Raw genomic sequence first — 20,939 nt, 5'->3', positions numbered from 1 at the left:
GTCAGAGCACCGACACGTGCACGTGGTCGTAGTGGTTCTGGGTGACGCTGCCGCGGTCCTCCATCGCCCGCCAGCCGCCGCTGCCGCGCATGTCGTAGATCCGCTGGCGCCAGATGACGTACTTGATGCCGAGACGGGACGCGTTGTTGATGACGAACTGGGCGACGCTGTCGCCGTGCGCCTTGGCGGACGCGCTCGGCATCTTCCCGCCGGTGCTCTCCATGAAGTCGCAGGCGCGGCCCGAGCCGTGGTCCTGCGGGTCGCCGGGGCGTGAGCAGCCGATGGTCGGGAACGGGCCGAACTTGCCGTCGATCTCCAGCAGCGCCGTGCGCATCCGCGCGGTCATCGAGTTCCCGACGATCGGCGACTTGGTACCGCTCGCCCCGTCCGGACGGCCGCTTCCCACCTGCGTCTTGGTGACCTCGGGCTTGTACTTGGCCAGCAGCTTCTTGACGCGGGCGCGCTGACCTTCCAGGTCCTCGATCTCCTTCTTGACCGCGTCAAGTTTCTTCGTGGCCTCGTCCTGCGACTTCGTGGCCTTGGCGTTCAGCACCTGGAGGTTCTGGAGGCGGCGGCCGTTGTTGCGGCTGATGTGCTCGACGACGGCGGCGTCGTGGACGGCGGTCCCCGGCTCGGTCGCGGTGATCATCGGGACGACGCCGAGGCGTCCGGTCATGTACGCGCCGGACGCGAGCCGCGCGATGTCGGCGCGCGCGGCGCGGTACTCCCGTTCGGACTTGGCGGCGTCGGCGGCGGCCTTCTCGGCGGCCTTCTTCGTCTCTTCGAGAGTGACGAGTTCGCCGCGATAGTCCTTCGACAGCTTCTCGGCGCGCTTCTGGAGTTCCGCGTATTTCTTCTTCAGGTCCTTCGGTTCCTGCGGGAGGCTCGCGGCGCTTCCGGACGCCGGGAGGACCATCGCCGTGAGGCCCGCCGCGAGGGCGAGCGCCGCGAGACGCCGTGCCGCCCCACGCCCGCGCGAGCCGAAGGGCGAGCGGTGCGGTGGTGCGGCGTGGGGGTCGAGGGCCGCCACAGATCACTCCTAGATAACAAAGCTCAGGATTGGCCGCACGCTACCACAATCACCTATTTAGCCTCATAGCTTTACAAAACCACACAGAGTGACCCGCAGGCTACGTCGGGGTCATGCGGCGAACACGATTCGGGGGCCGGTACCGCCCGATGGCGGTCCGGCCCCCGAATCGGCCCCCGTCATAGTCCGACGAGTTCGTCCCAACGCGGGACGCGCGGCGCGGAACGCAGCCGAAGCCCCGCCTGGGCGACCGTCAGGTCACCCTTGCGGTTGTTGCACCGCCCACACGCCAGGACGGTGTTCTCCCAGGTGTCGCCGCCGCCGCGCGACTGCGGGTGGACGTGGTCGATGGTGTCGCCGCGCCCGCCGCAGTAGCAGCAGCGGCCCCGGTCGCGCAGGTAGACGCCCCGTTTCGTCCACGGCGGGCGCCTGCCGTGCCGCCAGCGCATCGCGACGTACCGGACGAGACGCAGCACGCGCGGAACGGGGTAGCTGCCGAAGGTACGGCCCTCCTCGGCCTCCTCCACGACCGCCACCTCGCGCACCAGCATGCGGATGGCGTGCCGCAGATCCACCTTCTGCAGTGGCTCGTACGACGCGTTCAGGACGAGCACGTTCACCGGGTCACCTCCCTGGCCCGTGCCGCTCCCCCGCCAGGATTCGAACCTGGATAACCGCATTAACGGTGCGGCGTTCTGCCGTTGAACTACGAGGAAATGCTCCGGCAATTGTCGGCTTCCGGGCATTTCCCGGAAGCCTCCATAAGACTGCCGACGCGCGGGCGCCCGAGCAACGCATTTTCGCGCCGCCGGGCCCGTCCAGGACGCGGGAAGGGCGCCGCTCAGCGGGCGGGCAGGGCGGCGACGGCCGCCTGGTATTCCATCGACTCGCGTTCGACCCGGAAGCCGAGTTCCTCGTTGACGGCGAGCATGTGCGCGTTGTCGCCGGAGTTGTCGGTCTCGATCTCGCGGACGTCGGGTCGGTCGGCCACCAACCACTGGAGCATCGCGGCCTTCACCCAGATGCCGATGCGCCTGCCGCGATGCTCGGGCACGACGGCGGTGTCGTACTGGGCGGCGCGCCCGGCGGCGCCGTGCGGCACGACGACCTCGGTGAACCCGGCGACGACGTCGCCCGACAGCGCCGCGACCGTGTACAGGTCGTCGCCGCGCTCGGCCACGACCTCCTCGGTCTCGCGGACGCGGCGGGCGTCCCACGGCTCGCCCTCGTACTCGGCGAAGTCGGCCATGGCGTGCTTGGCGCGGGCGAGGGCGGCGGCGTGCTCGTCCGGCACCACGCCCCGCCAGCGGACGAGCCGGTACCCGGCGGGCCCGTCGGCGAGGAGCCGCGCGGGCAGGTCGGGCGGGACGTCGGCCACGTGCAGCACCATCCCGCGCAGCGACAGGACGCATTCGAAGCCGTGCGACTCCAGGAACGGCACGGCGGGGGTGCCCGCGAGGACCTGCGCGATCACGCTGGTGCGGCCGTCGGCGCGCAACCCGTCGGCGGCGGCCGCCAGCAGCAGCCCGCCGATCCCGCGGCGGCGCAGCGGCGGCCGGACCTGGATGTCGACCTCGCCGGGACGTCCGGCGCCGGACTCGCCGGGCAGCCGGACCGCGGCCACCCCGGCCAGCCGGTCGCCGTCGGCGACCGCCCACAGCCGCCGCCGCGAGCCCGGCTCGGCGCCGCGCAGCCCGCGCGCGGTGTGCCCCGGATCGGGCGCCGGGTCCCCGGCGGGACCGGCGGCGTGGACGGCGGTGAGCACCTCGTGCCACCCCCGGATCTGCGCGTCCGTCGGATCATCGATCGCGATGACGTCCATTCGACTGTTGTACCTGATCGCCGCGCGGCGCGACCGGGACCCCGGCCAACGCGGGGTTTCGGTCGCAGGGAACACGGGTCAGCGGCCGCGCTGGAACGCGTCCAGGATGCGTTCGGCGGCGAGGGCGGGCGTGAGCGTGCCGTCCGCGACCTCCCGTTCCAGCCCGGGCGTCAACCGGCGGACCTCGGGATCGGCGTGCAGGTCGCCGAGCAGCCGCTCGCGGACCATCGCCCACGTCCAGCCGACCTGCTGGCGACGGCGCCTGGCCTCAAGCTCCCCGGACTCGACGAGCCGGTCGTGGTGGTCGGAGAGGCGCGTCCACACCGCGTCCAGCCCGGTGCCCTCCCTGGCGCTGCACGTCAGGACGGGCGTGTCCCGGCGCTCGTCGCCGCGCAGCAGCCGCAGCGCGCCCGACAGCTCCCGGGCGGCGCGCTTGGCCTCCAGCTGGTGCTCGCCGTCGGCCTTGTTGACCGCGATGACGTCGGCCAGCTCCAGGACGCCCTTCTTGATGCCCTGGAGCTGGTCGCCGGTGCGGGCGAGGGTGAGGAACAGGAACGTGTCGACCATCTCGGCGACGGTCGTCTCCGACTGGCCAACGCCGACGGTCTCGACCATGACGATGTCGTATCCGGCGGCCTCCATGACGACCATCGCCTCGCGGGTGGCCTTGGCGACCCCGCCGAGCGTCCCGGCGGTGGGCGACGGGCGGATGAAGGCGTCCGGGTCGGCGGCGAGACTCTGCATGCGGGTCTTGTCGCCGAGGATGCTGCCGCCCGTCCGGGTGGACGACGGGTCGACGGCGAGGACGGCGACCCTGTGCCCGGCGCGGGTCAGCCGGGTGCCGAGCGCGTCGATGAACGTGGACTTCCCGACGCCCGGCACGCCGGTGATCCCGACGCGGCGGGCGTTCCCGGCGTGCGGGGTCAGCTCGACCAGCAGCCGCTGCGCCAGCTCCCGGTGGTCGGGTCTGGTCGACTCGACGAGTGTGATCGCCCGCGCGATCCACGCTCGTGAACCGTCCCGCACCCCGGCCGCGTAGTCGTCCAGCCCCGTGTCCCCCGTGTTCACGGTTCCAGTGTTCACCGCGCGGGGTGGCCCAGTCTCGCGGTCAGCTCGTCCAGCAACCCGATCGCGGCGTCGGCGAGCACCGTGCCCGGCGGGAAGATCGCGGCGGCCCCGGCGGCGCGCAGCTCCTCGAAGTCCCCCGGCGGGATGACGCCGCCGACGACGATCATGATGTCGGCGCGGCCGAGGTCGGCGAGCTCGGCGCGCAGCGCGGGCACCAGCGTGAGGTGGCCCGCGGCGAGGGAGTTGACGCCGACGATGTGCACGTCGGCCTCGACCGCCTGCCGGGCGACCTCGGCGGGGGTCTGGAACAGCGGGCCCACGTCGACGTCGAAGCCGAGGTCGGCGAAGCCGGTCGCGATCACCTTCTGGCCGCGGTCGTGGCCGTCCTGGCCCATCTTGGCGACGAGGATGCGGGGGCGGCGGCCCTCGGCCTCCTCGAACCCGGCGGTCGCCGCGCGGGCCTTCTCGATGACGGTCACCCGTCCCGCCTCCTCCCGGTACACACCGGAGATCGTACGGATCTGCGCGGCGTGCCGCCCGTACGCCCGTTCCAGCGCCCCGGAGATCTCGCCGACGGTGGCTTTGGCGCGGGCGGCGTCAATGGCGAGGGCGAGCAGGTTGTGGTCCAGGTCGGACGGGCGGGTGCCGTCCTCGGCGGCCTCGGCGGCGCGGGTCAACGCGTCCAGCGCGGACAGCGCGGCGGGCTCGTCGCGCTCCTCCCGCAGGCGCCGCAGCTTCTCGATCTGCTGCGCGCGGACCGACGCGTTGTCGACCTTGAGGACGTCGATCTCCTGCTCGGTGTCGGGCCGGTACTTGTTGACGCCGATGACGGGCTGGCGGCCGGAGTCGATGCGGGCCTGGGTGCGCGCGGCTGCCTCCTCGATCCGCAGCTTCGGCAGGCCCTCGTCGATGGCCCTGGCCATGCCGCCCGCCTCCTCGACCTCGGTGATGTGACCCCAGGCGCGGCGCGCGAGGTCGTGGGTGAGGCGTTCGACGTAGGCGCTGCCGCCCCACGGGTCGATGGTCCGGGTCGTTCCGGACTCCTGCTGGAGGAGCAGCTGCGTGTTGCGGGCGATACGGGCCGAGAAGTCGGTGGGGAGGGCGAGGGCCTCGTCCAGCGCGTTGGTGTGCAGCGACTGGGTGTGGCCCTGCGTCGCCGCCATCGCCTCGATGCACGTGCGGGCGACGTTGTTGTAGGCGTCCTGCGCGGTCAGCGACCAGCCGGACGTCTGGCAGTGCGTCCGCAGCGACAGCGACTTCGGGTTCTTCGGGTCGAAGGTCTTCACGAGCTTCGCCCAGAGAAGGCGCGCGGCGCGGAGCTTGGCGACCTCCATGAAGAAGTTCATCCCGACGGCCCAGAAGAACGACAGGCGGGGCGCGAAGGCGTCGATGTCCAGGCCCGCCTCGCGCCCGGCGCGGATGTACTCGACGCCGTCGGCGAGGGTGTAGGCCAGCTCCAGGTCGGCGGTCGCCCCGGCCTCCTGGATGTGGTAGCCGGAGATCGAGATGGAGTTGTACTTCGGCATCCGCCGCGAGGTGAACGCGAAGATGTCGGAGATGATCCGCATGGACGGTCGCGGCGGGTAGATGTAGGTGTTGCGGACCATGAACTCCTTGAGGATGTCGTTCTGGATCGTCCCCGCGAGCGCCTCCGGCGGCACGCCCTGCTCCTCGGCGGCGGCGATGTAGAGCGCGAGGACGGGCAGCACGGCGCCGTTCATGGTCATCGACACGCTCATCCGGTCCAGCGGGATGCCGTCGAAGAGCTGCCGCATGTCGTAGATGGAGTCGATCGCGACCCCCGCCATCCCGACGTCGCCGGACACGCGCGGATGGTCGGAGTCGTAGCCGCGGTGGGTCGCCAGGTCGAACGCGACCGACAGGCCCTTTTGCCCTGCGGCGAGGTTGCGGCGGTAGAACGCGTTGGACTCCTCGGCGGTGGAGAACCCGGCGTACTGGCGGATCGTCCACGGCCGCGTCGCGTACATCGCCGGGTACGGGCCGCGCAGGAACGGCGCGATGCCCGGGTAGGTGTCGAGGAAGTCGAGCCCGGCCAGGTCGTCTCCGGTGTAGAGGGGTTTGACGCCGATGCCCTCCGGGGTGTCCCAGGTCTGGGCGGCCGGAGTTTGGGCGGGGTCCGTGCCCTCGGTGGCGCCTTCGAGGGCGGCGGCGCGCCACCGCTTGGCCGCCTCGTCGGCGGCGGGCGCCGACCCGAGGTCGATGTCGCTGAAGTCGGGAATCATCCGTTCACTCCCAGGTCGCGGAGGGTGGTCTCCAGCGCGTCGATCGCGTCGCATCCCGCGTACACCGTGGCGTCGACCCCCTCATAGGTTCCCTTCCCCGCGAGCCACACCTTCACCGCGCCCGCGTCACGCAGGGCTCGCGCCGCCTCCGTGGCACGCTCCCGGTACAGCTCGTCACTGGAGCACAGGCATACGACGGTCGTCCCGGACGCCGCGAACTCCTCGGGGGCGCCGGTGACCGTCTCGACGCCGCCCGCCTGGAACAGGTTCGCGGCGAACGATGCCCGCGCCGTGTGGACGGCGACGGGCCCGAGCGTCGCCAGGAAGACGCGGGGCCGGGTGCCGGTGGCCTCGGCGTGCGCGTCGGAGCGGTCCCGGTGGGCCTCGAAGTCCTGGGCGTAGTGGACGACGGGCAGCCCCCCACCGGGTGCCGGTGGCGCGGGTGTGCGCGCCGGGAGCGTCTCGCCCGGGTCGGCGAACTCGCTGACACCGGTGATCTTGGCCTTGCGGCACGCGATGTCCCGGCGGCGCCGCGCCCAGGTCGCCGCGACCCGGTCGGCGACCAGGCCGGAGTCGAGGGCGGCGGCGAGCCCCCCGGCCTTCTCGATGTCGGTGAACCACGCCCAGGTGGCTCGGGCGAGGCCCTCGGTGAGGCTCTCGACGTACCAGGAGCCGCCCGCCGGGTCGACGACGCGGGCCAGGCTCGATTCCTCCAACAGCAGCGTCTGGGTGTTGCGGGCGATGCGGCGGGCGAAGGCGTCCGGCAACCCGAGGCGGGCGTCGAACGGCTGGACGGTGACGGCGTCCGCGCCACCGACCCCGGCGGCGAACGCGGCGACGGTGGTGCGCAGCAGGTTCACCCACGGGTCGCGGCGCGTCATCATCGCCGACGACGTCACCGCGTGGATCCGCGCCGCCGTCCCGTCGGCGGCACCGCTGACCTCGGCGACCCGGCTCCACAGCCGCCGGGCGGCGCGGACCTTGGCGATCGTGGCGAACTGGTCGGCCCCGGCGGCGAGGCGGAACTCGATCCGCGCGAACGCCTCGTCCACGCCCAGCCCGGCGCCGGTGAGGGCACGCAGGTAGGCGACGCCCGCCGCGACCGCCGCGCCCAGCTCCTCGGCGTCCGAGCCGCCCGCGTCGTGGTAGGGGGTGCCGTCGGCGACGACCGCGCGGAGCCTCGGGAACTCACGGGCGCACCGCACGGCCAGCGCGGCGGCCTCGTCCAGCGAGCCGAGCGTGCCGGTGCGAGCGGCGAGGCCGAGCGGGTCGGCGCCCAGGTTGCCGGACACGTCCGCCGCGTTCCCGCGCTCGGCGGCCAGGGCGAGGAAGGCTTCCGCGACGGCCGTGGCCAGGGCACCGGCGTCCAGGACGACGGGCGCGAGGTCGAGCAGGACGCCGTTCAGCACCTCCGGCAGCGCTGCGGCGTCGTCGAGCCGCAACCAGATGGACGTCGCGCCGTTCTCCAGGTCGGCGAGGATCGCCTCGCGCGTGGCGGTGGCGGCGTCGGCATGCGTGTTGAGCTGCCGGACGTCCCACCCGGCGATGCCCTCACCGTCCGGCCGGACCTCGCGGACGTACGGAGCGAGCCCGGGGCGGCCCGGCGGCGCGTCCTCCCGGGTGTAGAGCGGGGCGATCGGCACCCCGTCGTACGATTCGCGGGTCAGCAGCCCTTCGATCTCGTCGAGGGGCGTGTCCTCGGTCGCCGCGCCGGACTTGCGCAGCACCCCTTTGACCATCTCCCGCCACCGGTCGCGCTCCGCCGGGGGGAAGGCGGCGGCCAGTTCGAGTTCCTCAGACGGCACCGTCATGTCCCGGATCGTAGGCGAGAACCCGAATGCCGCTCTAAAGCGGGTCCCAAAACAGCCGACAGCGCTGGGCGTTGCTAGAGTTCGGCGTCGTACTCCATCAGAGACAGCCCCCACCGGAACCTTGCAGAGGGAAGACGAAACGCATGTCGACTGGCAGCCACGCCGGGCGCCCCAAGTCATGGGTCGCGGTGTCCATCATCTTCGCCGGTTTCGTCGTCGGCGGCGTCGGCATCGTCTCCGGGCCGGAATGGGTCGTGTTCGGGGCGGGCGCTGCGCTGGCGGTGATCGGCGGGATCATCGCGCTGGCCGTCGACATCATGACCGACGTGGTCGCCGACGACCCCCGGCAGTGACCGACAAACCGTAAGTTCAGGGCCTTCGCCCGTTTTTCGGCGGTCATGTGCGGGTAATCGACGGGTTGACTATCGTTCATGTCACCCCTGCACATGACCACCGTCCTGATCGGAGCGACCGCGCGATGAGCCCCAGGCCCGGGGGGCCGGGCACCATGACGCGCGACGCGTTCGCCCACCCGGCCCTCTTCTACCGCGACGACGCCGAGTACCTCGCGGGCACCGTGCCGTTCATCCGGGCGGGCCGCGCGGCGGGCGAACCCGTCGCCGTCGCGGTGCCCGGCGACCGCCTGACCGTCCTGCGCGCCGCCGTGGGCCGCGCGGCGGCGGACGTGTCCTGGCTGGACATGTCCGAGGCGGGCCGCAACCCGGGCCGCATCATCCCCGGCGTCCTGCGCGCCTTCGCCGACCGGCACACCACCGGGCGCGTCCGGATCATCGGCGAGCCGATATGGCCCGGCCGGTCCGCCACCGAGTACCCGGCCTGCGCCCAGCACGAGGCGCTGATCAACCTGGCGTTCCAGGGCCGTGACGTGTCGATCCTGTGCCCCTACGACGTGTCCGCGCTGGACGACGTCGTGATCGCCGACGCCCGCGCCACCCACCCCGTCGTGATCGACCACGACGGCGAACGGGCCAGCGGCGACTACGCGCCCGACCGGATCATCCGCGCCTACAACCGTCCGTTGCCCGAGCCCTCCGACGCCGTCGAGATGACCTTCGATCTGGACGCGCTGCCCCGCGTCCGCGAGTTCGTCACCCGCTGGGCGACGCACCTCGGCCTCGCTCCGCACGCCGTTGGCGACCTCGAACTCGCCGCGAACGAACTGGCCGCCAACTCCTGCCTCCACGGCGGCGGCGCGGGCACCATCCGCATGTGGTCCGAAGACGGCCAGGTCGTGTGCGAAGTCCGCGACACCGGCATAATCACCGACCCCCTGGCCGGACGCCGTCCCGCCGACATGAGCCCCCACGGCGGCCGAGGCATCCTGATGGTGAACCACCTGGCCGACCTCGTACGCATGCACACCGGCCCCGAAGGCACAGCGGTGCGCGTGTTTTTCCGAGGGTGATCGGGCTTAGTCGGTGACGGCGCGGTGGAGGCTGGTCAGAGACTCCGCCAGAAGGCTGGGGCGGGCGGTTTCTGCGGCATATTCGGCAAGAGTCGCGGTGAGGTTGAGGGCCAGAGTTCGGGCGGCGGTCTCGCGGGCGGGTGGGACCGGGCCGTATTCCGTGAGGAACGCTTTTCTGGCCGCGCCGGTAAAGGCGGCGTAGGCGAGGGACAGGTCCACCGCTGGGTCGGCCAGGCATACGTCGCCCCAGTCGATCACTCCGGCGGCGCGTCCGTCCGGGGCGAGGAGGAGGTGGCGGGCGTGGAGGTCTCCGTGGACGACCACCGGGTCGCCTGCGGGTGGGGGCTGGTCGCGGGCCATGGCGAGGAAGGCGTCCACGGTCGGGTCGGGCTGCCACAGCCCCAGGCGGGCGAGGGTGGCCAGGCGGGTGGACGTCTTCGCGGCGCGGGACGGGGTGTCGGCGCGCCGCATGGGGTCGAAGGGCAGCGTGAAACCTACGGCACGGGCAAGGGCCGGGTCGTGCAGAGTCCGTAGGAAGGCGCCTGTTTCGGTGGCGATGGCGGTTCGGTGTTCGTCCGGCGGGCGGACGGCGGCGAACTCGTGGCCCGGGATCAGGCGCGCGCCCCAGAACGGCCAGGGGAAGTCGGCGGACGGCTCGCCGATGTAACGCGGTTCGGGGATCGGCAGCGGCAGTCGCGGGGCCAGGAGCGGCAGTGTCGCGATCTCGCGTTCGACCCCTGGAACGGCGATCTGGCGCCGAGGGAAACGGAACGCCCACTCTTCGCCGACTAGGAAGACCGTGTTGTCCCAGCCGGTCGCGAGGAGTCGCACCGGGGCGCCGCGCAGGTCGTGGAATCTGGCGCCGATCAGGTGGGTGGCCTGTTCGGCGGTGACCTCGCGTTCCGGGATCCATTCCGTGGTCACGCTGGTCAACGGTACTTGACTCGGGTGGGAGGTGTAGGGGGCTGACGACGGGAATGAACGTCTGCGCCCGATCACTCCGACGGTTATGAGGAACGATGCGTTTTCTGGCCCGTGGTCACCAGATGCCCGCCAGGCTGATCGTGGGGGCGTTCGTCCTGAACTCGGGGCTGTCGAAGCTCAAGGGCGGGGACGAGGTGGCCGAGCAGACCCACGGCACGGCCACGGCCGCGTACCCGTTCCTGGGGTCGCAGGATCCGCGGAGCTTCACCCGTAGCCTTGGGACGGTCGAGGTGGCGCTGGGGGCCGCGCTGATGATCCCGGTGGTGCCGTCGCTCGTCGCGGGCGCGGCGCTGACCGCGTTCTCCGGCGGGCTGGCCGGGCTGTACCTGCGACTGCCCGGGATGCGGGAACCGGGCGGGCTGCGGCCCACCCAGCAGGGCATCCCGCTCGCCAAGGACTCCTGGCTTCTCGGCATCGGCTCCGCCCTCGTCCTGGAGGAGCTCGCCCGCTCCCGCGAGGAACGCCACCGCTCTTGACGGGTGGCCGCGCGGCCGGTGAAGATCGGCGGGTTCTTCGGGAGGCCGCGCATGACACTCGAATCCCAGCCGTCCTTGGCGGTCCGTGCCGCCGGGGCGGACGACGCCGCCGCGATGGCCGCCGTGCTCGGGCGCGCCTTCGACGACGACCCGCTGTGGGCGTGGCTGGTGCCGGACGAGGCGTCCCGCGTCCGGCGCCTGACCGGGGTGTTCGAGATCATGCTGCGCCGGGTGCATCTGCGGCACGACGGCACGGAGGCGGCGGGACGCGGCACCCGGACGGAGGCGGCGGCGCTGTGGTCGCCGCCCGGTCACTGGCGCGTCCCGGCGCGGGTGCAGGCCGCCCAGGTCGTCCCGCTGCTGCGGGTTCTCGGGGCACGCATGCCCACCTCGTTGCGCACGCTCAGCGTGATCGAGAAGCACCATCCCAGGGAGCCGCACTGGTATCTCGCCGTCATCGGCGCCGATCCCCCGGCGCAGGGCAACGGGCTGGGCGGCGCCCTGCTGCGGTCGCGGCTCGACCGCTGCGACGCCGCAGGGATCCCCGCCTACCTGGAGAGTTCCAAGGAGCGGAACGTCCCGTACTACGAGCGGTTCGGCTTCAAGGTGACGCGGGAACTGGCGTTGCCCGGGAAGGGCGCGCCGCCGGTCTGGCTCATGTGGCGGGAGCCCGGGCAGGGCGGCGGCTGAGCGGATCCGACAAGGATTCGGCCATTCCGTTAAGTCGTTGTCATGGCCGCAAACGGCCATTTGTTGATAGGGGGTGGCGGGACGCGTCCGCCGCCGTTCTCCCGTCCTGTTCCTGATCACCAATGGTGGTGGCGTCGGCGGCCGTAAACGGGGCTGGCCCCATCCGGCCATGGGACGGGGCGCTTTCGGGTGGGTCCCGGGTGGGCTCAACCTTTCGGCGACATTGGCCGCCTAGCGTCGAGGACGAGCCACGCCCCGCACTTCTCTTCGTGAAGGCGACAGGTGACCACGACATGACGACGGTCGGCGAGCGGGCGCCGGGGACGCGGCTCGCCCTGCACAGACCCGGTCCCGCGCGGGTCCAGGACTATCTCCTCGGCGGCAAGGACAACTACGCCGCCGACCGTGACCTCGGACGGCGGCTCCTGGCGGTCCTGCCGCAGTCGGCGAACGCGGCGCGCGCCGCCCGCGAGTTCCTCGCCGGGGCGGTCAAACAGGTCGCGGGACGGGGCGTCCGGCAGTTCCTCGACCTCGGCTGCGGGCTGCCCACGTCCGGGAACCTGCACGACCTGGCCGCCCGGCACGCGACCGGCGCCCGCGTCGTCTACGTCGACGACGACCCGCTCGTGATCGCGCACGCGCGGGCGCTGCTGATGGACGGCGGCAACGTCGCGGCGCTGCGGGCCGACATCCGCGACCCGGGCGCCGTCCTGGACAGCCCCGAGGTGCGGCGCCTCATCGACCCGGCGGAGCCCGTCGCGCTGGTGTTCTCGTCCGTCCTGCACTTCCTGCCCGGCGCCGCCGACCGGGTCGCCGCCCTCACGGCCGCCGCCGCGCCCGGCAGCGCCGTGATCGTCTCGCACGCCACGGCCGACTTCGCGCCGGACGCCGTCACCGAGGCGGCGCGGCTCTACCTGGAGTCGGCGACGGTCCCGCTGATCCCGCGCGGGGCCGTCGAGGTCGCGCGGCTCCTCGGGCCGTTCCGGCCGCTCTCGCCGGGAGTGATCCCGCTCACGTCCTGGCCGCGCGGCGGGACGTTCCGTCCCGGCCATGAGCCGGTCATGTACGGGGCCGTCGGGGTGCGCTGACCCGTCCGTCTCCGTGTGGCTCTCGTCACACCGAGTTGAGCCGACCCGCCCCGCCGCCCCTAGGGTGGCCCGGATGCCGGTGAAGACCCTGACTGCCCCGGAAGCCCGGATCGCCTCCCGTCCGCGCGAGTCGTCCCGGATGGACTGGCTGGACGCCCTGCGCGGCGTCGCGGCCCTGGTCGTGGTGTTCGAGCACTCCCTGGACGTGCTGCTGCCCGAGGTGCGCCGGACGGCGAGTCCCTGGTTCGACTTCGGCCGGTACGGGGTCTTCGTGTTCTTCCTGGTCAGCGGCTATGTCGTGCCGTTCTCGCTGGAGCGGCACGCGAGCGTCCGGCGGTTCTGGGTGGGGCGGGTGTTCCGGCTGTATCCCGCCTGGTTCGTGTCGGCGGGTCTCGCGCTGCTGCTCGGCGCGGCCGGGATGTCGTACGGGTTGCCCGCCGCGTTGGGCGACCGGCCGTGGATGTCGGCCCTCGCGCACGTGACGATGTTGCAGGATCTGCTCGGCGTTCCCAACGCCGTCAACGTGTACTGGACGCTGTCCTACGAGATGGTGTTCTACCTGCTCGTGACCGCCATGTTCGTCGCGGGCGTGCACCGCTCCAGCGCCCGGGTGGCGCTCGGGTTCGGGGTGGGCGCGGCGATGCTGGGCGTCGCGCTGCCGTCCGCGCTGCTGGCGTCGCGGTGGCCGGGCGGGACGGTCCTCGCCGCCGCGCTGCTGCTTGCGGCCGGGCTCGCCGCGATGGCCGCGCGGCGGCGCGGGATCCGGCGCGCGGGGGTCGCGGTCGTGGCGGCGTTGGCGCTGGGGCTGCTCGTCCTGAACAGCCGGATCGGGGCCATCGAGAGCCTGTGCGTCATCGCCACGATGTTCGCCGGGACGGCCGTGCGCGGCGTCCAGGACGGGCGGCTGCGACCCCGTCCCGCCGTCGCGACGGTCGTGGTCGTCGCCGCGTTCACGCTGTTCGCGGGCCTGCGGTCGCCGACGTCCCTGGCCCTGCACGCCAACCCGAACCCGCTCGGCCTCGACTGGTCGATCGCCGTGGCGGCCGCGTGGCTGACCTTCCTCGCCGGGCTGGTGCTGCGCGACCGTCCCATGCCGCGCGCCCTCGTCTGGGCGGGGCTGGTCAGCTATTCGACGTATCTACTGCATCCACTGGTCGTCCAGGTGGTCTGGTACGCGGCCGGGCGTCATTCGGGCACGCTCCCCGTCCCCGTGCGGCTGATGTGGGGGGTCGTACTGGTCGCGGGCGTTCTCGGCGCCGCCGGGCTGGGGTACCGCTACGTCGAACGGCCCGCCCAGCGGCTCGGACGCCGCCTCACGGCGCGGCCTCGTGCGGCCGGGCGGCGGCCGCGGACCGCGACAGCAGCGACACCCCCGCGGTGAGCAGCAGGGCCGTGGCCGACACGGCGACGAACGCCGACGCCGTCCGGGGCGGCAGCGTGTGGAAGGCCAGCACCGCGATCAGGTAGGACGCGATGGGATTCGTCATGGTCATCGCGGTCATCGCGGCGGGCAGCGACCCGGCGGCGAACGCCCGCTGCTCCAGGATCAGCCCGAGCAACGTGCTCCCGGCGAGCGCGTACCCGGGCCAGTCGACGGCGGTGGCGGCGACGCCCCGGTCGACGAGGTCGGCGGTCGTCAGTTTGATCAGCACGGCGGTCGCGGCGAAGAACAGGCCGGAGCAGACGCCGAGGAGCGCGGCCCGGACCGGGCCCCGGCGCAGCCACGCCGCGCGCGACAGCACGACGATCACCGGCACGCCGATCAGCCCGGCGAGGAACAGCCGGGGCCGGGACGGTTCCCCCTCCGGCGGGATCGCGCCCGGCACGGTGAACAGGACGGCGAGCCCCGCCGACACGGCGACCGCGCCGAGCAGGTCCATCCGGGCGGGACGGCGGCCCGTGCCGACCGTGCCGAGCACGATCGTGAAGACGAGCTGGGTGACCAGCAGCGGCTGGACGAGCGCGGTCGAGCCGAAGTGCAGCGCGATGGCCTGCGCGCAGAACCCGGCGAGGTTCACCGCCCAGCCCGTCAGCCACACCGGGTCGCGGACCAGGCGCCGCAGCAGCCCGTGCGCGGCGGTCGCGTCAGAGCCGCCCCGGACGGCGCGCCTGGCCGCGCGGTACTGGAGCGTCGCGGCCCCGGCGAACAGGAAGGCGGCGAGCAGGCTGAACCCGGCCGACCACGCCATCAGGGCGCCCCGGTCCGCGCGCCGCCGCCGCTGCCGCTGGCGCCGCTGGTGCCGAGACCGGCCGACAGCTCCTCGAACGCCCGGACCATCCCGGCGGGGAACGCGGCCGCCTCCGGCAGCAGCCCCGGCTCGGCGGTCACCGCGATGTGCAGCGCGCCGTCCCAGCTCAGCGCGCCGACGGCGAACGGCACGCCGTCCGCGAGCGGCAGGATCGGGTGGACGAGCCCGAGCGGCGCGCCCGCCAGCGTCATCGGCACCGCCGGACCGGGCATGTTCGACACGATGCCCCCGAAGAACCGGCCCCGGTAGGTGCCGCGCGCGGCGCGGGCGTGCAGGCGCGGCGGCAGCAGGCCGATCAGGGTGAGCACGGCGGTGCTCGCCACCGCCCGCCCTGACCTGCGGCGCCGCTCCGCCGACCGGTGCAGGGCCGCGAGCCGCTCCCGGACGGGCATCGGGTCGGCGGGGACGTCCAGCCGTAGCGCGGCCGTCAGGTTCCCGGGGACGGCGGTGCGGCCCCGGCCGGGCGGGGCCGGGGCGCGCAGCGTCATCGGGACGGCGGCGCGCAGGGCCCGGCCGTCCGCCCGTTCGCCGCGCCGGGCCAGCACGTCGGCGAAGACCTCGCCGACCAGGACGAGCAGCACGTCGGTGACGCGGACGCCCGCCGCCCGCGCGGTGTCCCTGACCTGGTCGAGGGGCAGTGTGGCCGTCCCGAAGGCGCGTCCCGGGCCCAGCTCGCCGGTGATGGAGACGGTCGGCGCCGTCCCGTCCAGGCCGAGCAGGACAAGGCCGGGCAGGACGGCGGCGGCGCGCGTGAACCGTCCGGGGCTCCGTCCGGGCTCCGCGTCCGGGAGCCGGGGCTCCAGGACGCCGCGCAGGATGTCGACGACGCCGATGCCGTCCGCGATGGCGTGGTGGAGGAGGATCACGACGGCGTCGGGGCCGTCCGATCCGCCCCGGACGAGCCAGAACCGCCACAGGGGCCGGTCGTGGTCGAGCGGTTCGGCGACGAGCCGGGCCACGAGCGCGTCGAGCGCGCGGCGCCCACCGGGTTCGGGGAGGTCGATCTCGCGGACATGCCAGTCGAGGTCGATCCGGTCCGCGTCGGCCCAGCGGGCCCGCCGGAACCGCCCGGCCGGACGGATCCGCTGCGTGAGGCGCGGCAGACGCGGCAGCCGTTCGGCCATGAGCGCCCGCAGCCGCTCGGTCGACGGTCCGGGCCCGGCGAATTCGGCGACCCCGCCGACGACCTGCGGGACGCGGTCACTCTCGACGTGCAAGAAGAAGGCGTCGGCGGCGGCGACCCGCTGCTCCCGCCGCACCGGCCGCTCGGGCTGTCCGGGCTGTCCGGAACGCGGGGCGGGGACAAGGCCGGGCCCACGACGCCCTTGCACCAGCCCGGCACGAAGCCGTTCCACGCCCGCGGCGGCCGGGACGAGCAGCATCCCGGCGGGAATGTCGACGAGATAGTGGGCGGCGGTGGCGATGATGACCAGTCCCGTCACGACCAGGTGCAGGCCGCACAGCCACGTGAAGAACGTTCCGCACCGGGCGCGCACGGCGGCCACCCCGATCCAGGTGACCCATCCGATGTGCAGGCTGGGCATCGCCGCGTAGGGATTGGCGCCCGCCGACACCACGCCCGACCCCCACGTCGCGGGCGGATGGTGTTGCGCGATGACGTCGGTGTACCCCTCGTCCGGAAGCAGCCTCGGCGGCGTCGTCGGCCAGAGGGTGAAGAAGCAGATGGCGATGAGCGTCACCCAGATCAGGGTGTTACGCGCCCACGGATACACCGGGCTCTTGCGCCACCACAGGTACGCGAGGAAGCCGAACGTGCCGATCGCATACGTCGTCGCATACTCCCAGGCAGCGGCCGCGCCGAGCCAGCCGTGCTCGACGAGGACGTCGTTGAGGGGCCGCTCGACGTCGAGGTGCGCCCACCGCTGGACGTCGAGCAGCGCCCGCCCGTGCGCGTCGCTGACCTCCCGTTCCCCCCGGAAGGCGTGCGTGAACGTCAGGTACACGACCAGGACGGTCAGCGCCGCGGCGACCTCCCGCGCCGCCGCGGCGGTCCGTCCCCCGCCGGAGTCCTCCGCACCGGCGGCGACCGCTTCGGATCGGATCAATACGCCCCTCCCGCCTCATCCGTCGCGCCGCCCGTTACCGATCATCTTCCCCGTGATCGTCAGCAACGACCAGGATCGGTCTATTTCATCGGCGAGCACTGTGAGCGGTCTCCGGGACGGGAGGGTTCACACGCGAGAGACGGAGGTGAGGGGGGAAACGCCGGTGGGCCGGGCGGTCGTGCGGCTCCGCCCTGGCATCGCGGGACCGTCCGGCCCACCGTCGGTGCCGGCGGGCGCGGCGGCCGCGCGGGCTCCCCTCCGCGCGACCCACGGACACCGTCGCTCTCCGGCTTCCACTCCTACAGCGCCGCACCATTGTGCTTTGTCACACAATGTCCCAGTGAAGCGGCGGTGCGGCGCGGCGGCTCAGGTGATGCGGCGGGACGGCACAGGCGGTGAGGCGGGACGGGTCAGGTGGTGAGGCTGCGCGGGCGCAGGTCGGTCCAGTTCTCGTTGACATAGGTCAGGCAGTCGGTCTTCGCGGCGGGCCCGAAGGCGGTCGTCCAGCCCGCGGGCACGTCGGCGAACACGGGCCACAGCGAGTGCTGGCCCTCGTCGTTGACCAGGACGAGGAACGTGCCGTCGGGGTCGTCGAACGGGTTGGACATGTCAGGCCTCCTGGGCGACGGGAGCGGGACGGCGGGCGATGGAGCGCACGATCTCCCCGGTGCGCACCGCCGTCATGGACAGCAGGGACGACGCGATGCCGTGGCTGTGTTCGGTGGCGCCTTGCAGGTAGACGCTCCAGCGGGGGCCGGGCCCGGTCGCGATGCGGTAGTCGCGCTCCATGACGGGATGCCCGTCCGGGCCCGTGCGGCAGTGCGTACCGGCCTCGCCGAGCAGGTCGAACGGGTCGCGCTCGCGGTAGCCGGTGGCGTAGACGAGGGCGTCGGCGTCCAGGTCGGTCGCCTCGCCGGTCGGCATGAAGAGCACCCGCGCCCGCACTCCCCCGGGCTCCTCTCGGACGTCCAGGACCCGGGACACGTTGAGGATGCGGAGCCGTTCGGTGCCCGAGACCTTCTCGGCGTAGGCCCGCCGGTACAGCTCGTCGATGAGGTCGAGGTCGACGACGGAGTAGTTGGTGTTGCGCGAGTACTCGAACAGCATCCGCTTCACGTCGTCGGGGGCCGCGTAGTAGTGGTCGACGGCCGCCGGGTCGAAGATGCGGTTGGCGAACGAGCTGTCGTCGGCGGGCGAGTACCCGTACCGGGTGAACACCGCGCACACCTCGGCGTCGGCGAACGTCCGGTGCAGGTACTCGACGGCCTCGGCGGCGCTCTGCCCCGCCCCGACCACCACGAGCCGCTTGGGGTGCCAGCCGGGCCGTTCGTCCAGGCGGGTGAGCAGGTCCTCGGTGTGCCAGATCCGCCCGCCGGGCCGCACGCCGTCCGGCAGGACGGGTTCCAGCCCGGCGCCGATCACCGCGTTGCGGGTCAGGTGCGTCTCCAACTCGTCGTCGCGCCGCACGACGACTTCGAGCAGGTCGTCGTCGTGCGGGCGCAGCGCGACCACCTCGGAGCCGTAGCGGACCCTGTCGGCGAACGCGGCGGCCGTCCATTCGAGGTAGTCGTGGAACTCCATCCGCGTCGGGAACATCGTCTTGTGGTTGACGAAGTCGACGAGCCGTCCCTTGGCGTGCAGGTACGCCAGGAACGAGTACGGGCTCGCGGGGTTCCGCAGCGTCACCAGGTCCTTGAGAAAGTGGACCTGCATGGTGGCGCCGTCGATGAGCATGCCGCGGTGCCAGCCGAACGCGGGCTGCTTCTCGAAGAACACCGCGTCCGTGCCCGCGTCGCCCTCCTCGTCGAGCGCGACGGCGAGCGCCAGGTTGGACGGGCCGAACCCGATGCCCACCACGTCATGGACGGGGGTCTGCATGCGTTCCTCCGGGAACAGTCGTGCCTCAGGCGGGCTTCGCCGCGGTCGCCGCCTTGGCGATCTTCGGGACGATCTGGTCGATGACGTACTGGACCGACAGCGACGTCGGCGTGCGCAGCGGCCAGAACCACTTCAGGTCGAGCGGGATGTACGACCCGCGCCTGACGACGGCGAGGTCCTTGACGAGCTTGTTGCCCTCGAACTTCTTCTGCGCGGCCGGGTCGTCGTTGTAGTAGCTGAGCAGGACGTCCACGTCCAGGACGGAGACCTTCTCCATGCTCAACTGTGCGGCGAAGCCGTCGCCGGGCAGCTTCGCCACGGTCGGGGGCAGCACCATTCCGAACTGCTTGAACAGTTTGACGCTGATGTCGGTCTCGGACTTCATCACGCCGATGTTCCCGTTCGGGAAGATGCTGGTGAGCGCGAACGTCTTCCCGACCAGCTCGGGGTGCTGGGTCTTCACCGCGGCCAGCGCGGTGTCGACCTTGCCCACCAGGGCGCGCCCGTCGGCCTCGCGGCCGACGGCCTTGGCGACCTGGAGGGTGATCTGCTGCCAGGCGTCCTCGGCGGGCCCGGTCTGGTAGGCGACGGTCGGCGCCAGCTTGGAGAGCTTGTCGTACTCCTTGTCGATGGCGTAGTCCCCGGCCGCGAGGATCAGGTCGGGGCGCAGCGCCGCGACCTCCTCCAGGTTGAACCCGGCGTCGCCGGTCTTGAGCAGCTTCGGCTTCGCGCCGGTCAGCTTGGGCGCGCTCCAGGGCGCGAGCCCGTCGGGCTGCACGCCGGTCAGCTCGACCATCCCGACGGGCGTCACGCCGAGGGCGAGCAGCGCGTCCTGGTCGACCTCGCCGAGCGCGACGATCCGCTTCGGCGCCGACTTGATCTTGGCGGTGCCGAGCTTGTGGGTGACCGTGACGGGGAAGGCCCCGGACGCGGCTCCGCCGTCCGAGGCGCCGCCCGCCGGGTCGTCGTCGCCGCACGCGGCGGCCGCGCCCAGGCTCAGGACGAGCGCGGCGGTGACGGCCACTCGCCGCATAATGGTGCGCATAGGGGTCCGGGTTCCTTCCGGGGTCTCACGGGTTCCGGGGCAACGACCGTGATCTTAGGTTAGGCTCACCTAACTCCGCAATGGCCGGACGTGATGAGCCCGTCTCCGCGTGACCGGGATCAGGCCGCGGACCGGTGGACGTCCTCGGCGATCCGCACGAACGACCTGACCAGCGGCCCAGGCCGCGACCCCGACCAGGCGACCACGAGGTCGCTCGGGGGCTTGTCCACAAGCGGAACCGCCGTGAGCCCCTCGGGAAGCCGATGGGTGAGCGTCGTCAACCCGACGGTGCCGTTCCAGAGAACCGCCTGGACACATTCGTGGACGGTTCGCACGACCGGCCCGTCCTCGTCCCCCGTGGGGCTGCCCCAGTAGGCGCGCCAGATCGGGTCGGCGCCGTCCGGCAACCGGAACCACCGGCGTCCCGCCAGCTCATCCGACGTCAGCGCGTCACGACCGGCGAGCGGGTCATCGCCGCGCAGAAGCACCCCAACAGGATCGGAGCGCAGCACCCGTGTGCCGATGCCCGTGTCGTCGAACGGAGTCCGGGTGAGGGCGACGTCCACGAGACCGGCGCGCAGCCCCGTGGTCGGGTCGGTGAAGTCGGCCTCCCTTACGCGCACCTGAACACCGGGATGCCGTTCCCGGTAGGCGGCGGCCATCCTGGTCCCGCCCTCCCCCGCGCTGTCGCCGAGCGTCCCGACCGTCAACACGGCCGACCCCGCCGCGACCGCGACCCGCGCCCGCACCTCCCCCGCCTGCGCGAGGAGGCTCCGCGCCTCGTCGTAGAGCGCGCTGCCCGCCGCCGTGAGCGCGACCCCACCGGGCGACCGGTCCAGCAGGACGTACCCGAGGTCGTTCTCAAGCCGCCGGATCGCCCGGCTCAGCGGCGGCTGCGTCATGTGAAGCCGCGCCGCGGCCCGACCGAAGTGCAGTTCCTCGGCGACCGCCACGAAATAGCGCAACTCCCGCAGATCCATCGCAACCGACGATACCCGCACGGTATCGCCCCCACAGAACAGGACTTGGACACCGGCGGCCCTCCCCAAGTGAACTTGGAACA

19 protein-coding genes and 1 tRNA gene are annotated in these 20,939 nt (G+C 72.8%); 6 read left to right on the top strand and 14 right to left on the bottom strand.

Annotated elements, in window-relative coordinates; all coding sequences use genetic code 11:
* Position 1 precedes the first annotated feature (1 nt).
* The 7 genes from ABD808_RS04065 to ABD808_RS04035 all read right to left on the bottom strand — a co-directional run bounded on the left by ABD808_RS04065 (position 2) and on the right by ABD808_RS04035 (position 7,974).
* Positions 2-1,030 carry a coiled-coil domain-containing protein gene (locus ABD808_RS04065; protein ID WP_344889901.1) on the bottom strand — a complete coding sequence of 343 codons (1,029 nt, stop codon included), beginning with the start codon at positions 1,028-1,030 and terminating at the stop codon, positions 2-4.
* Positions 1,031-1,209: 179 nt separating this feature from the next.
* Positions 1,210-1,650: an HNH endonuclease gene (locus ABD808_RS04060; RefSeq protein WP_344889897.1), complete on the bottom strand. Its 441-nt coding sequence runs from the start codon at positions 1,648-1,650 to the stop codon at positions 1,210-1,212.
* A 25-nt stretch (positions 1,651-1,675) separates the two neighbouring features.
* Positions 1,676-1,746, bottom strand: a tRNA-Asn gene (locus ABD808_RS04055).
* 125 nt (positions 1,747-1,871) lie between these two features.
* Complete coding sequence (locus ABD808_RS04050) at positions 1,872-2,852, bottom strand: GNAT family N-acetyltransferase (protein WP_344889892.1); 981 nt, start codon at positions 2,850-2,852, stop codon at positions 1,872-1,874.
* A 78-nt stretch (positions 2,853-2,930) separates the two neighbouring features.
* Positions 2,931-3,920: a methylmalonyl Co-A mutase-associated GTPase MeaB gene (meaB, locus tag ABD808_RS04045; protein WP_344889888.1), complete on the bottom strand. Its 990-nt coding sequence runs from the start codon at positions 3,918-3,920 to the stop codon at positions 2,931-2,933.
* A gap of 11 nt (positions 3,921-3,931) precedes the next feature.
* Positions 3,932-6,163, bottom strand: coding sequence for a methylmalonyl-CoA mutase (gene scpA / locus ABD808_RS04040; protein ID WP_344889883.1), 2,232 nt, complete (start codon positions 6,161-6,163; stop codon positions 3,932-3,934).
* On the bottom strand, positions 6,160-7,974 hold the full coding sequence (locus ABD808_RS04035) for a methylmalonyl-CoA mutase family protein (protein ID WP_344889879.1): 1,815 nt from the start codon (positions 7,972-7,974) through the stop codon (positions 6,160-6,162). Before ABD808_RS04035 ends, scpA begins: the two co-directional genes overlap by 4 nt.
* 143 nt (positions 7,975-8,117) lie before the next feature.
* On the opposite strand from ABD808_RS04035, the gene ABD808_RS04030 reads away from it, so the two are divergent.
* Together ABD808_RS04030 and ABD808_RS04025 are read left to right on the top strand one after the other, a co-directional pair.
* Positions 8,118-8,327 carry an HGxxPAAW family protein gene (locus ABD808_RS04030; RefSeq protein WP_344889875.1) on the top strand — a complete coding sequence of 70 codons (210 nt, stop codon included), beginning with the start codon at positions 8,118-8,120 and terminating at the stop codon, positions 8,325-8,327.
* Between the two features lie 155 nt (positions 8,328-8,482).
* Positions 8,483-9,400, top strand: a complete 918-nt coding sequence (locus tag ABD808_RS04025; RefSeq protein WP_344889871.1) for an anti-sigma factor RsbA family regulatory protein — start codon at positions 8,483-8,485, stop codon at positions 9,398-9,400.
* A 6-nt stretch (positions 9,401-9,406) separates the two neighbouring features.
* On the opposite strand, the gene ABD808_RS04020 is transcribed toward ABD808_RS04025, so the two are convergent.
* Entirely contained in the window at positions 9,407-10,324 is a 918-nt protein-coding gene (locus ABD808_RS04020) for a phosphotransferase (RefSeq protein WP_344889868.1), read from the bottom strand.
* Between the two features lie 95 nt (positions 10,325-10,419).
* On the opposite strand from ABD808_RS04020, the gene ABD808_RS04015 reads away from it, so the two are divergent.
* From ABD808_RS04015 to ABD808_RS04000, 4 genes are all read left to right on the top strand, one after another.
* The gene (locus tag ABD808_RS04015) at positions 10,420-10,860 is read left to right on the top strand and encodes a hypothetical protein (protein WP_344889865.1); all 441 of its coding nucleotides are present in this window, start codon (positions 10,420-10,422) and stop codon (positions 10,858-10,860) included.
* 51 nt (positions 10,861-10,911) lie between these two features.
* Entirely contained in the window at positions 10,912-11,550 is a 639-nt protein-coding gene (locus tag ABD808_RS04010; protein WP_344889861.1) for a GNAT family N-acetyltransferase, read from the top strand.
* Positions 11,551-11,843: 293 nt separating this feature from the next.
* Positions 11,844-12,638 carry an SAM-dependent methyltransferase gene (locus ABD808_RS04005; RefSeq protein ID WP_344889856.1) on the top strand — a complete coding sequence of 265 codons (795 nt, stop codon included), beginning with the start codon at positions 11,844-11,846 and terminating at the stop codon, positions 12,636-12,638.
* Positions 12,639-12,711: 73 nt separating this feature from the next.
* Entirely contained in the window at positions 12,712-14,019 is a 1,308-nt protein-coding gene (locus tag ABD808_RS04000) for an acyltransferase family protein (protein WP_344889853.1), read from the top strand.
* Here the strand turns inward: ABD808_RS04000 and ABD808_RS03995 are convergent.
* The 6 genes from ABD808_RS03995 to ABD808_RS03970 all read right to left on the bottom strand — a co-directional run bounded on the left by ABD808_RS03995 (position 13,952) and on the right by ABD808_RS03970 (position 20,856).
* The gene (locus tag ABD808_RS03995) at positions 13,952-14,827 is read right to left on the bottom strand and encodes a DMT family transporter (protein ID WP_344889849.1); all 876 of its coding nucleotides are present in this window, start codon (positions 14,825-14,827) and stop codon (positions 13,952-13,954) included. The two genes, ABD808_RS04000 and ABD808_RS03995, sit on opposite strands and share 68 nt — an antisense overlap.
* Positions 14,827-16,953, bottom strand: a complete 2,127-nt coding sequence (locus tag ABD808_RS03990; protein ID WP_344889845.1) for a bifunctional phosphatase PAP2/O-acyltransferase family protein — start codon at positions 16,951-16,953, stop codon at positions 14,827-14,829. Before ABD808_RS03990 ends, ABD808_RS03995 begins: the two co-directional genes overlap by 1 nt.
* Positions 16,954-17,363: 410 nt before the next feature.
* Positions 17,364-17,561 carry an MbtH family protein gene (locus tag ABD808_RS03985; RefSeq protein WP_344889841.1) on the bottom strand — a complete coding sequence of 66 codons (198 nt, stop codon included), beginning with the start codon at positions 17,559-17,561 and terminating at the stop codon, positions 17,364-17,366.
* 1 nt (position 17,562) lies between these two features.
* Entirely contained in the window at positions 17,563-18,831 is a 1,269-nt protein-coding gene (locus ABD808_RS03980; protein WP_344889837.1) for a lysine N(6)-hydroxylase/L-ornithine N(5)-oxygenase family protein, read from the bottom strand.
* Positions 18,832-18,856: 25 nt separating this feature from the next.
* A complete protein-coding gene (locus tag ABD808_RS03975; RefSeq protein WP_344889832.1) occupies positions 18,857-19,855 on the bottom strand; it encodes an iron-siderophore ABC transporter substrate-binding protein in 999 nt (332 codons plus the stop codon).
* A 140-nt stretch (positions 19,856-19,995) separates the two neighbouring features.
* Positions 19,996-20,856 (bottom strand): LysR family transcriptional regulator, encoded by an 861-nt coding sequence (locus ABD808_RS03970; protein ID WP_344889828.1) that lies wholly within the window; start codon positions 20,854-20,856, stop codon positions 19,996-19,998.
* Positions 20,857-20,939 lie beyond the last annotated feature (83 nt).

Source organism: Actinomadura meridiana (assembly GCF_039537545.1).
Lineage (GTDB): Bacteria > Actinomycetota > Actinomycetes > Streptosporangiales > Streptosporangiaceae > Spirillospora > Spirillospora meridiana.
This window is presented reverse-complemented; position numbering and strand designations above follow the sequence as displayed.

Excerpts from the sequence above, each read along its gene's own strand:
- ABD808_RS04050 (WP_344889892.1), bottom strand. The coding sequence starts at position 2,852 with ATGGACGTCATCGCGATCGATGATCCGACGGACGCGCAGATCCGGGGG.
- scpA (WP_344889883.1), bottom strand. The coding sequence starts at position 6,163 with ATGATTCCCGACTTCAGCGACATCGACCTCGGGTCGGCGCCCGCCGCC.
- ABD808_RS04035 (WP_344889879.1), bottom strand. The coding sequence starts at position 7,974 with ATGACGGTGCCGTCTGAGGAACTCGAACTGGCCGCCGCCTTCCCCCCG.
- ABD808_RS04030 (WP_344889875.1), top strand. The coding sequence starts at position 8,118 with ATGTCGACTGGCAGCCACGCCGGGCGCCCCAAGTCATGGGTCGCGGTG.
- ABD808_RS04025 (WP_344889871.1), top strand. The coding sequence starts at position 8,483 with ATGACGCGCGACGCGTTCGCCCACCCGGCCCTCTTCTACCGCGACGAC.
- ABD808_RS04015 (WP_344889865.1), top strand. The coding sequence starts at position 10,420 with ATGCGTTTTCTGGCCCGTGGTCACCAGATGCCCGCCAGGCTGATCGTG.
- ABD808_RS04010 (WP_344889861.1), top strand. The coding sequence starts at position 10,912 with ATGACACTCGAATCCCAGCCGTCCTTGGCGGTCCGTGCCGCCGGGGCG.
- ABD808_RS04005 (WP_344889856.1), top strand. The coding sequence starts at position 11,844 with ATGACGACGGTCGGCGAGCGGGCGCCGGGGACGCGGCTCGCCCTGCAC.
- ABD808_RS04000 (WP_344889853.1), top strand. The coding sequence starts at position 12,712 with ATGCCGGTGAAGACCCTGACTGCCCCGGAAGCCCGGATCGCCTCCCGT.
- ABD808_RS03995 (WP_344889849.1), bottom strand. The coding sequence starts at position 14,827 with ATGGCGTGGTCGGCCGGGTTCAGCCTGCTCGCCGCCTTCCTGTTCGCC.
- ABD808_RS03985 (WP_344889841.1), bottom strand. The coding sequence starts at position 17,561 with ATGTCCAACCCGTTCGACGACCCCGACGGCACGTTCCTCGTCCTGGTC.
- ABD808_RS03980 (WP_344889837.1), bottom strand. The coding sequence starts at position 18,831 with ATGCAGACCCCCGTCCATGACGTGGTGGGCATCGGGTTCGGCCCGTCC.
- ABD808_RS03970 (WP_344889828.1), bottom strand. The coding sequence starts at position 20,856 with ATGGATCTGCGGGAGTTGCGCTATTTCGTGGCGGTCGCCGAGGAACTG.